Raw genomic sequence first — 9,988 nt, forward strand, 5'->3', positions numbered from 1 at the left:
GGCGCGAGGGGAAGTGGACCCTTGTCAGCGTTCGGGGCGCACACCGGCGCGGGCCAGGCGCATGGTCTCGGTCAGCAGTTTGGACACCGCCGCCGCCTCGGTGAGGAATCCGTCGTGCCCGTCGCGGGAGTGCACGATCTCCAGTCCGTCGCATCCGGGCAGCAGATCGGCGAGTTCCTGCTGGGTCCGCAGCGGATAGAGCCGGTCGGAGTCGACGCCGCCGACCACGCACGGCACCGGCGTCGCCGAGAGCGCCGCCTCGATGCCGCCCCGGCCGCGGCCGACGTCGTGGCGGTTCATCGCCTCGGTCAGCAGCACATAGGTGGCGGGATCGAAACGCTTGCAGAGCTTTTCGGCCTGATGGTCCAGGTAGCTCTGCACCGCGTAGCGTCCGCCGTTCCACGGGTCCTCGTCGCCCTGCGGCTTGTTCTCGAACCGGTGATCCAGCTCGAACTCGGTGCGGTAGGTCAGGTGCGCGATCCGCCGGGCCAGCGCCATCCCCGTCGTCGGGGCGCGGCCGGTGCCGTGATAGTCGCCGCCCTGCCAGTCCGGATCGGACGTGATCGCCGCGATCTGGGTGGTCTGGGTGCCGATCTGATCGGCGGTGGCGCGGGCTCCGACCGCGAGCACCAGCGCCGCGGCGACCCGATCCGGTGCGCCGACCATCCACTCGAGCACCCGCATACCGCCCATCGACCCGCCGACCACGGCCGCGAGCCGCTCGACACCGAGCAGGTCGAGCAGAGCGGCTTCGGCGGTCACCTGATCGCGGATGGAGATCTCGGGAAAACGCGAGCCCCACGGCTTTCCGTCCGGAGCGGCAGTGGACGGCCCGGTGCTGCCCTTGCAGCCGCCGAGCACGTTCGTCGCGAGCACACACCATTCGTCGGTGTCCAGCGGCGCGCCGGGACCGACCATGCCGTCCCACCAGCCGGGCATCGGGTGCACGCCGTCGGGCTTGCCGACGACGTGCGAGTCGCCGGTCAGCGCGTGTTCGACCAGCACGATGTTGTCCATGCCGGGGGAGAGCTCACCCCAGCGTTGTACCGCGAGGTGGACGTCCGGGATGACCGCGCCGTTCTCCAGCCGCACGTCCCCGATGGCGATGGTGCCGAGCTGTCCATCCGGGGGCGGCAGGGCGATGCCGGAGGTCCGCGCGATCGGTTCGGTGTTCACGGTCATGTCGCCGCCCCCGCGAAACCGGCGGGCGGAGGATCCGGGAGGAAGCGCACGACCCCGAACTCGGCACCACGGCTGTGCGGGGCCGACTGCGCCGGGCCTCGCTCGGCCCCGGGCGCGGTGAATTCACTCATGGTTTGCTCCCAAGCAGGTGTTCGCCGGTACAGCAGGGGTTAGCGGTGTGTGGGTAACGAACAACAACACATGCCGGCGACCTCCTGTTACGCGCTTGCTCCCGGCTCTCGGGAGCCAGGTCATCACCCGGAGCACCCCACCGCGGCTGGAGGGTTGCCGACCAGCGAGCCGGGGCTTGACGCTGGTACTCATGACCTGCCCGGCATCATAACCGGCGGGCGGTCAGCGCCCGAAATCCTCCGTCGAACTCACTGGTCCGCAGCGGTCGGTGCCCCGCAGCAGGTGCGCACGAACTCGTCGTAGGCCTCGGTGAACGCCGCCCGCCCCGCCCTGGCCGCGACCGCCAGGTCGTCGTCGAGGAACACATCGTCGGAGCACTCCATGCCGATGTGGCCGATCAGTTGCCAGGTGCCGACGATCAGCCGCACCGGGCGCGCGTCCGGCGTGGTGCCGAGGCGCTCGGCGACCACGGCGGCGATCGCGTGGTTCTTGTCGTCGGCGTGCTCCATGCTGCGCGCGCTGACCGACGGGCTGCTGCGCAGAATCCGCTGCATCTTCTGGAACTGCCGGAACGACAGCGGATCCGCCTCGCCCGCCGCGGCGGCTTCATCGACCACGTGCAGGAAGGCCTGGCGCAGCGCCCCGAGTTCGTTGCCCGTGCGGGGCAACTCGCGCAGCGTCTCGGCGATGGTCTGCCCGAAATCCTGCACGGGCCCCAGGACAATGTCTTCTTTGCTGTCGAAATAGCGGTTGATCGTGCGCGGCGAGACGTCCGCGGCGTTGGCGATCTGCTCGATCGTGGTCGCGTCGAAGCCCTGTGTGTCGCACAGATCCAGGGCCGCGGCGATGATCCGCAGCCTGGTCTGTTGCTTCTTGCGTTCGCGCAGGCCCTGGGTCGCCGGGCCGCCGGCGGCGCGGTCGGCCGCTGCGCCCGCGCCCGTCGGCGCCGATAACTCGAGCATGCCCCCATGTTAACGCAACCTGCCGTTTTCCTGTCCGTAACGGTCAAATGTCGTAACACGACATTTTGCGCTTGACGACAAATGTCGCTAGATGACAGGATTGCTCCGGACATCGAGGACGAGGAGAAGACCGTGACCGAGACCGCGACAGCGGTGCACGCGCCGCAGCGGGCGAGCGGTTCAGCGCGTTGGCTCGCGCTGGGAGTGATCGCGTTAGCCCAGCTCATGGTGGTGCTGGACGCCACCATCGTGACGATCTCGCTGCCGTTCGCGCAGCGGGATCTCGACATCAGCGACGGCAACCGGCAATGGATGCTCACCGCCTACACGCTGATCTTCGGTGGCCTGCTGCTGCTCGGCGGCAGGCTGGCCGACTACCTCGGCAGACGCCGGATCTTCATCGTCGGCCTGATCGGCTTCGCGAGTGCGTCGGCGCTGGCCGGTCTCGCGCAGACCGGCGCGGAACTGTTCGCCGGACGCGCGTTGCAGGGCGCGTTCGCCGCACTGCTGGCTCCGGCCGCGCTCTCGCTGCTGTCGGTGACCTTCACCGAGCCCGGCGAGCGGGCCACCGCGTTCGGTGTGTTCGCGGGCATCTCCGCGGGTGGTGCGGCGCTGGGGCTGATCGCCGGTGGCGCGCTCACCGAATACGCCTCCTGGCGCTGGTGCCTGCTGGTCAACACGCCGATCGCGCTGATCGCGCTGCTCGGCGCGCTGGCCTGGGTGGCGAAGGACGTGCCCGCGCCGCGCAGCGGGGGATACGACGTGCCAGGAGCCGTCACCGTGACGCTCGGTCTGATCTCCATCGTGTACGGCTTCAGTCGTGCCGCCGACGACGGCTGGCTGGCGGGCAGCACGCTGGCGCTGCTGGTCGCCGGGCTGGCCTTGCTCGTCGCCTTCGTCGCGATCGAACGGCGCTCGGCGAACCCGCTGCTGCCGTTGCACATCCCGGGTGAGATCAACCGGGGCGGCGCGTTCCTCGCCGCGCTGCTCATCCCGATCGCGATGTTCGCGATGTTCCTGTTCCTGAGCTTCTACTTCCAGATCACGCTGGGCTACTCCGCCCTGAAGGCGGGCTTCGCGTTCCTGCCCTTCCCGGCGGGCATCGCGATCTCGGCGGGTGTCACCAGCGCTCTGCTGCCGAAGCTCGGCCCGCGTCCGCTGATGCTGGCCGGGGCCGTGCTGGGCGTCGTCGGCCTGGTGCTGCTGGCTCAACTGAGCTTCGGTGACAGCTTCCTCGCCGGTGTGCTGCCCGCTCAGGTGCTCATCGCGCTCGGTATGGGTCCGCTGTTCGTCGGCATGCAGACGGTCGCGCTGCATCAGGTGGAGGAAGAGGACTCCGGCGTCGCTTCCGCGCTGCTGAACGCGGCGCAGCAGGTCGGCGGGGCGGTCGGCACGGCGCTGCTGACCACCATCTCGGTGCAGGTCGCCAAGACCTTCGCGCATGACAACCCTGGCATCGACAACTTGGCCGCGCGGGCCGCGATCCACAGTTACGACGTGGCCTTCTACGTCGGCGCCGGGTTCTTCTTGGCGGCCGTCCCGATCATCGCGCTGATGATCCGGGACCGGCCGGAGAACCTGATCGAAGGTTCCGAGGACGGGGCACGGCTTCCGGTCGCGGTCTGATCCACCGGAACGAGGTCCGTGCGGCGTGCTGACGCCGCGCGGGCCTCGTCGTGTGCCAGGCGGTTGCTGTGCTGGAACGGAAGGCGGATCATGGCGGCGACGGCGGTTGCGCGGGTGCCCGCCGAGGCGCTGGAAGGCATTGCCTACCAATCGGTAGCAAAGGTGGTCCAGCTCACTCCGGGGGCTGCCCGTGCGGTGAGGACTTCGGCAGCAGTACGCTTGTCTTGTTTGCACCACATGTCCCGCCGACAACGCGGGACATATACGTTGTCTGTTGGAACAGCTGGGGTCCGCTCACAAGCGTGTTCGCCTGGCCGTGCAATGAGGGCACCATCCTAGGAGGACACGAAGATCCATGTCCAAGATCAAGGTTGAAGGCACCGTCGTAGAACTCGACGGCGACGAGATGACCCGGATCATCTGGCAGTTCATCAAGGACAAGCTGATCCACCCCTATCTCGACGTGAACCTCGAGTACTACGACCTCGGCATCGAATACCGCGACAAGACCGATGATCAGGTCACCGTCGACGCCGCCGAAGCCATCAAGAAGCACGGCGTCGGTGTGAAATGCGCCACTATCACCCCGGACGAGGCGCGAGTCAAGGAATTCGGCCTCAAGAAGATGTGGCGGTCGCCCAACGGCACCATCCGCAACATCCTGGGTGGCACCATCTTCCGGGCCCCGATCATCATCTCGAACGTTCCGCGGCTGGTGCCGGGCTGGACCAAGCCGATCATCATCGGCCGTCACGCCTTCGGTGATCAGTACCGCGCCACCGACTTCAAGGTGTTCCAGGGCGGTACCGTCACCGTGACCTTCACCCCGGACGACGGCAGCGAGCCGATCGTGCACGAGGTCGTGAAGATGCCCGAGGAGGGCGGTGTCGTCCTGGGCATGTACAACTTCCGCAAGTCCATCGAGGACTTCGCGCGGGCGTCGTTCAACTACGGCCTGCAGCAGAACTACCCGGTGTACATGTCGACGAAGAACACCATCCTCAAGGCCTACGACGGCATGTTCAAGGACACGTTCCAGGACATCTTCGACGCCGAGTTCAAGAGCCAGTTCGACGCCGCGGGCCTGACCTATGAGCACCGGCTGATCGACGACATGGTCGCCTCCTCGATGAAGTGGGAGGGCGGCTACGTCTGGGCGTGCAAGAACTACGACGGCGACGTGCAGTCCGACACGGTGGCGCAGGGCTTCGGCTCGCTCGGCCTGATGACCTCGGTGCTGCTGACCCCGGACGGCCGCACCTGTGAGGCCGAGGCCGCCCACGGCACCGTCACCCGGCACTACCGCCAGCACCAGCAGGGCAAGCCGACCTCAACCAACCCGATCGCGTCCATCTTCGCCTGGACCCGCGGGCTCGAGCATCGCGGCAAGCTGGACAACACCCCCGAGGTCATCGGCTTCGCGCAGACCTTGGAGGACGTCGTCATCAAGACCGTCGAGGGCGGCCAGATGACCAAGGATCTCGCGCTGCTCGTCGGCGGTGACCAGGGCTATCTGAGCACCGAGGAGTTCCTCGGCGCGCTGGACGCCAACCTGGCTCGCGCGCTGCGCTGATCCCGGGGCCGAGCCGCGTCGCTCGGCCGACTCCGGCGCTGGGTGGTCACCCAGCGCCGGGCTGAACATCGGGCACCCGCCCCACCTCCGGTGGAACGGGTGCCCGGACTGTTTCGCGACCGATTCGCTGGGGGCGTCGGCCCGTCGCGCATGCCTCGCGATGTCGCCGCTTGTCAGCTCGCGCCGACTCCGGCGGGATCGAGCAGGCCCGCGAAAGCGCGGGTGAAATCGGCCGCCCCGTTGCCGCGTTCGACCTCCGTTTCGAACAGTCGCAGCAGGGGATCGAGCAGATCGGTCGCCACGCCTTGCTTGCGGCTGGCCGTGCGGATGTTGCGTGCTCGGCCTGCGCGGCGAGGGAGCCGCTGTACAGCAGTATCGGCGGATGCGCATCGCCGGGGCGCGGCGATCTTCCGGCGCGGGCATGGCCCGAGCCGATAGCTGGCACCGCGACGATGCTCGAAGGTGGCGGGCCGACTACGGTCGCCCGTCCGTATTGGGCGAATTCTCCTGTTCACCTGCGTAGTTCGTCGGCGGCACGTGGGCGAACTCACGTTCGCTGGGGAAGCGATCGCAGGCCGAGGCCGGTTACATGAACACGTGACCAGCGCCCTGACCACCAGCACCTCCGCGCCGCCCGGACGAACCGATTGGCACGTGCCCGCGATGCTCGCCCTGGCCCTCGGCGGATTCGGGATCGGGACCACCGAATTCGTCACCATGGGTTTGCTGCCGGACATCGCCTCGGCGATGCGGGTCTCCGAGCCGACCGCGGGGCACGCGGTATCGGCCTACGCGCTCGGTGTGGTGATCGGCGCGCCACTGATCGCGGCGCTGTGCGCGCGGATGCCGCGCAAGCGCCTGCTCGTCGCGCTCATGGTGGCGTTCACCCTGGGAAATGCGGCGACCGTCCTGGCGCCCTCGTTCGAGACGCTGGTTCTCGCGCGATTCGTCTCAGGTTTGCCGCACGGTGCCTACTTCGGTGTCGCCTCGTTGGCCGCCGCCACTCTCGCCCCGGTAGGGCAGCGGGCGAAGGCGGTTGCCGCGGTTATGCTGGGATTGAGCGCCGCCAATGTTGTCGGCGTTCCCGCCGCTACTTGGCTCGGCCAGCATCTCGGCTGGCGCGATGCGTTCGTGGTCGTCGCGCTCATCGGAGTGACCACCGTGGCGGCGCTGCTGCGCTTCGTGCCGGAACTCACCGGCATCACGGTGACCAACCCGATGACCGAACTCGGCGCGCTGCGTCGCCCGCAGGTACTGCTGACGCTGCTGGTCGGCGCCGTCGGGTTCGGCGGCATGTTCGCCGTCTACACCTACATCGCGACAACACTCATCGACGTGGCGGGTCTGCGGGCCGGCGCGGTTCCCTTGGTGTTGATGCTGTTCGGCGTGGGCATGGTGATCGGGAACATCGTCGGCGGCGTGCTCGCCGATCGCGGCGTGGACCGCGCCATCCTGGTGTCGATGGTCGCGATGACCGTCATCCTCGGTGGCTTCGTCGCCGCCGCGCACAACCCGTACACCGCGGCCTTCGGCGCGTTGCTGGTCGGCGCGTCCGGAGCTGCCTTGGCGCCGGCACTGCAAACCCGTCTGATGGACTTCGCGGCCGACGCCCAGACCCTCGCCGCCGCCCTCAACCACGCCGCCTTGAACATCGCCAACGCCGCGGGCGCCTGGCTCGGCGGCCTGGTCATCGCCGCGGGTCTCGGTTACACCGCTCCGGCCGTGGCCGGGGCGGCCCTCGCGGCGATCGGCGTCGCGTTGTTCACAGTGACCGCTTGGACCGCGCGGAGATCACGCCCGCAGCGGGCGACGCGGTAGCGATGTCGAAGCGGGCCCCGAGGTTGTCGGCGGCTTGTCGGGATTGGGACTCGCCGGGTCGGGTGCGGACTGTCCGGCGGGGCGGGCGGCCAGGGCGCGGCCCGCGATGTCGTGCAGGTGCGCCGAGGCGCGTCGCCACCGGCGGCGGGCGCGCTCGTCGTCCGGGTCGATGAAATTCGAGATCAGGATTCCGCGCAGCGCGTCCATGGCCGTGTAGATGAAGTCGCGCGCTTCCTTGCGGCGCACGTCGTCCGGCACGAAGCGGGCGACCGCCAGCAAGACGGCGTTGTTGACGAACGGCTCGACCTTCTCCATCGCCGCGGCCAGCACCGGATCGGTCCGCCCCGCCACCCACAGTTCGACGGTCGCGATGAACAGCGGACCCTGGTGCAGGTCCCACAGGAACTCCAGCGCCGCGGCCACCGGATCGTCGCCGGTTTCGACCCGCGACATCTCCCGCATGGCGGTCTCGGCGCGCAGTTGCGCCAGGTGGCTGATCGCGGCCACCACCAGATCGGTCTTCGAGCCGAAGTGATGGACCTGCGCCCCACGGGTCACCCCGGCGCGCTCGGCCACCCGCGGCGTCGTGGTGCCCGAGTATCCGTACTCGACCAGGCAGTCCACCGTCGCGTCCAGCAGCCGGGTGCGCATCTCGGTGCTGCGCTGTTCCTGCGTCCGGCGCTGCTGCTTCACGACTACGCTCCTGGCCACCGCCCGATCCTACACTTACATACAGTGCTGTATGTTCCGCCGTTTCGGCGGGGAAATGGGCGATATCGAGGCTGCCGGGGCGGACGGCATCCGACTGCGGCTGAGCGCGCCTTCGGAGGCGGTGCTGATGAAAACATGCATGTCTCACTGTATGTAGCAAGTGAAATGCAATCGGCTGGTTACCGGGGTCGTGGTCGCGCTTCCGCGCGGACCTCTTGCTCACTTACATACAACCTTGTATGTTTGTTTTCGCTCGTTCGGCCGCTCGCGGCGTACGCACAATCTGAGGAGTTCGATGGCGAACAAGGTCTACGTCGTCGGTGTCGGCATGACGAAGTTCGAGAAGCCGGGCCGCCGCCTGGTCGAGGAAGCCGACGGCACTACTCGCGCCTGGGACTACCCGGACATGGCCAGGGAATCGGGCACCAAGGCGCTCGCGGACGCGGGCATCAGCTACGACCTGGTGGAACAGGCCTACGTCGGCTATGTGTACGGCGAATCCACCTCGGGTCAGCGTGCCGTCTACGAACTCGGCATGACCGGCATCCCGGTGGTCAACGTGAACAACAACTGCTCCACCGGTTCGACGGCGCTGTATCTCGCGGCCCAGGCGATCCGGGGCGGCCTGGCCGAATGCACGCTGGCGCTGGGCTTCGAGAAGATGCAACCCGGTTCGCTGGGGTCCACCTGGGACGATCGCGAGCAGCCGATGGCCAAGCACATCATGGCGCTGGCCGAGATCTCCGAGGTGCTGTTCCCCGTGGCGCCGTGGATGTTCGGCGCGGCCGGGCGCGAGCACATGAAGCAGTACGGCACCACCGCCGAGCACTTCGCCAAGATCGGCCACAAGAACCACAAGCACTCGGTGAACAACCCGTATTCGCAGTTCCAGGACGAATACACCCTCGAAGACATCCTCGCCTCGCGGATGATCTACGACCCGCTGACCAAACTGCAGTGCTCGCCGACTTCCGACGGGTCCGGCGCGGTGATCCTCGCGAGCGAGGACTTCGTCGACGCCCACGATCTCGCCGGGCAGGCGGTGGAGATCGTCGGCCAGGCGATGACCACCGACTTCGCCTCGACCTTCGACGACACCGCGAAGAACCTGATCGGCTACGACATGAACGTGCAGGCCGCGAGGAAGGTCTATCGGCAGTCCGGGCTGGGCCCGGAGGACTTCCAGGTCATCGAGCTGCACGACTGCTTCTCGGCCAACGAACTGCTGCTCTACGAGGCGCTCGGCCTGTGCGGCGCGGGCGAGGCGGGGCAGCTGATCGACGACGGCAAGACCACCTACGGAGGCAAATGGGTGGTCAATCCCTCCGGCGGGTTGATCTCGAAAGGGCATCCGCTCGGCGCGACCGGTCTCGCGCAGTGCTCCGAGTTGACCTGGCAGCTGCGCGGAGCGGCGGACAAGCGGCAGGTGGACGGCGTCACCGCCGCTCTGCAACACAACATCGGCCTCGGCGGCGCGGCCGTCGTCACCGCCTACCGGCGCGCCGACCGCTGAACGCCGACCAACTCGACGAGGAGTGCGACACATGGGACATATCGAAGCCACCAAGGACGTCAACGCCGCCCCCGAAGCCCTGTGGGCGGTCGTCTCCGACCCGCAGACCTGGGACAAGTGGTTCACCATCCACGAACGCTTCATGGAGGAGCCGCCCGCCGTGCTCAGCGCGGGCGCCAAGCTGGTCGCCAAGATCGTGATGCTCGGCATGGCGAACAAACTGGAATGGACCATCGTCTCGGTGGACGCGCCGAACAAGCTGACACTCGGCGGCACCGGCATGGCCGGCGTGCGGACCGAGTTCACCTTCGACATCCGGCCCAACGGCGAGGGCAGCACCATCCTCGTGTCGGGTGACTTCGAGGGCGCGTTGATCAAGGGCGCGCTCGGCAAAGCGGTGGAGAAGGACGGCATCAAACAGCTCGACCGTTCGCTCGACCAACTCGACACGTTGGCCTCGGCGGCATGAGC

9 protein-coding genes and 1 riboswitch are annotated in these 9,988 nt (G+C 68.0%); of the genes, 5 read left to right on the forward strand and 4 right to left on the reverse strand.

The annotated features are described in order from the left end of the window. Positions 1-24: 24 nt before the first annotated feature. Positions 25-1,182 carry a homoserine O-acetyltransferase gene (locus ABZW96_RS29850; RefSeq protein WP_355079019.1) on the reverse strand — a complete coding sequence of 386 codons (1,158 nt, stop codon included), beginning with the start codon at positions 1,180-1,182 and terminating at the stop codon, positions 25-27. 217 nt (positions 1,183-1,399) lie between these two features. Next, positions 1,400-1,510, reverse strand: a riboswitch (SAM riboswitch). 52 nt (positions 1,511-1,562) lie between these two features. Then, the gene (locus ABZW96_RS29855; RefSeq protein ID WP_355079021.1) at positions 1,563-2,276 is read right to left on the reverse strand and encodes a TetR family transcriptional regulator; all 714 of its coding nucleotides are present in this window, start codon (positions 2,274-2,276) and stop codon (positions 1,563-1,565) included. Between the two features lie 132 nt (positions 2,277-2,408). On the opposite strand from ABZW96_RS29855, the gene ABZW96_RS29860 reads away from it, so the two are divergent. Beyond that, entirely contained in the window at positions 2,409-3,902 is a 1,494-nt protein-coding gene (locus ABZW96_RS29860) for an MFS transporter (RefSeq protein WP_355079023.1), read from the forward strand. A 355-nt stretch (positions 3,903-4,257) separates the two neighbouring features. Then, positions 4,258-5,475, forward strand: a complete 1,218-nt coding sequence (locus ABZW96_RS29865) for an NADP-dependent isocitrate dehydrogenase (RefSeq protein ID WP_355079025.1) — start codon at positions 4,258-4,260, stop codon at positions 5,473-5,475. 173 nt (positions 5,476-5,648) lie between these two features. Here ABZW96_RS29865 and ABZW96_RS29870 read toward each other — a convergent pair whose 3' ends face one another. Next, positions 5,649-5,777, reverse strand: coding sequence for a hypothetical protein (locus ABZW96_RS29870; RefSeq protein ID WP_355079026.1), 129 nt, complete (start codon positions 5,775-5,777; stop codon positions 5,649-5,651). A 361-nt stretch (positions 5,778-6,138) separates the two neighbouring features. On the opposite strand from ABZW96_RS29870, the gene ABZW96_RS29875 reads away from it, so the two are divergent. Then, positions 6,139-7,293: an MFS transporter gene (locus tag ABZW96_RS29875; protein WP_355079116.1), complete on the forward strand. Its 1,155-nt coding sequence runs from the start codon at positions 6,139-6,141 to the stop codon at positions 7,291-7,293. On the opposite strand, the gene ABZW96_RS29880 is transcribed toward ABZW96_RS29875, so the two are convergent. Then, positions 7,267-8,004 (reverse strand): TetR/AcrR family transcriptional regulator, encoded by a 738-nt coding sequence (locus ABZW96_RS29880; protein WP_355079028.1) that lies wholly within the window; start codon positions 8,002-8,004, stop codon positions 7,267-7,269. The two genes, ABZW96_RS29875 and ABZW96_RS29880, sit on opposite strands and share 27 nt — an antisense overlap. A gap of 295 nt (positions 8,005-8,299) precedes the next feature. Between ABZW96_RS29880 and ABZW96_RS29885 the strand changes: the two genes are divergently transcribed. Beyond that, a complete protein-coding gene (locus tag ABZW96_RS29885) occupies positions 8,300-9,517 on the forward strand; it encodes a lipid-transfer protein (RefSeq protein WP_355079030.1) in 1,218 nt (405 codons plus the stop codon). A gap of 31 nt (positions 9,518-9,548) precedes the next feature. After that, on the forward strand, positions 9,549-9,986 hold the full coding sequence (locus ABZW96_RS29890; RefSeq protein WP_355079032.1) for an SRPBCC family protein: 438 nt from the start codon (positions 9,549-9,551) through the stop codon (positions 9,984-9,986). Positions 9,987-9,988 lie beyond the last annotated feature (2 nt).

The organism is Nocardia sp. NPDC004168 (assembly GCF_040610355.1).
In the GTDB taxonomy this organism is placed as follows: Bacteria; Actinomycetota; Actinomycetes; order Mycobacteriales; family Mycobacteriaceae; genus Nocardia; species Nocardia sichangensis.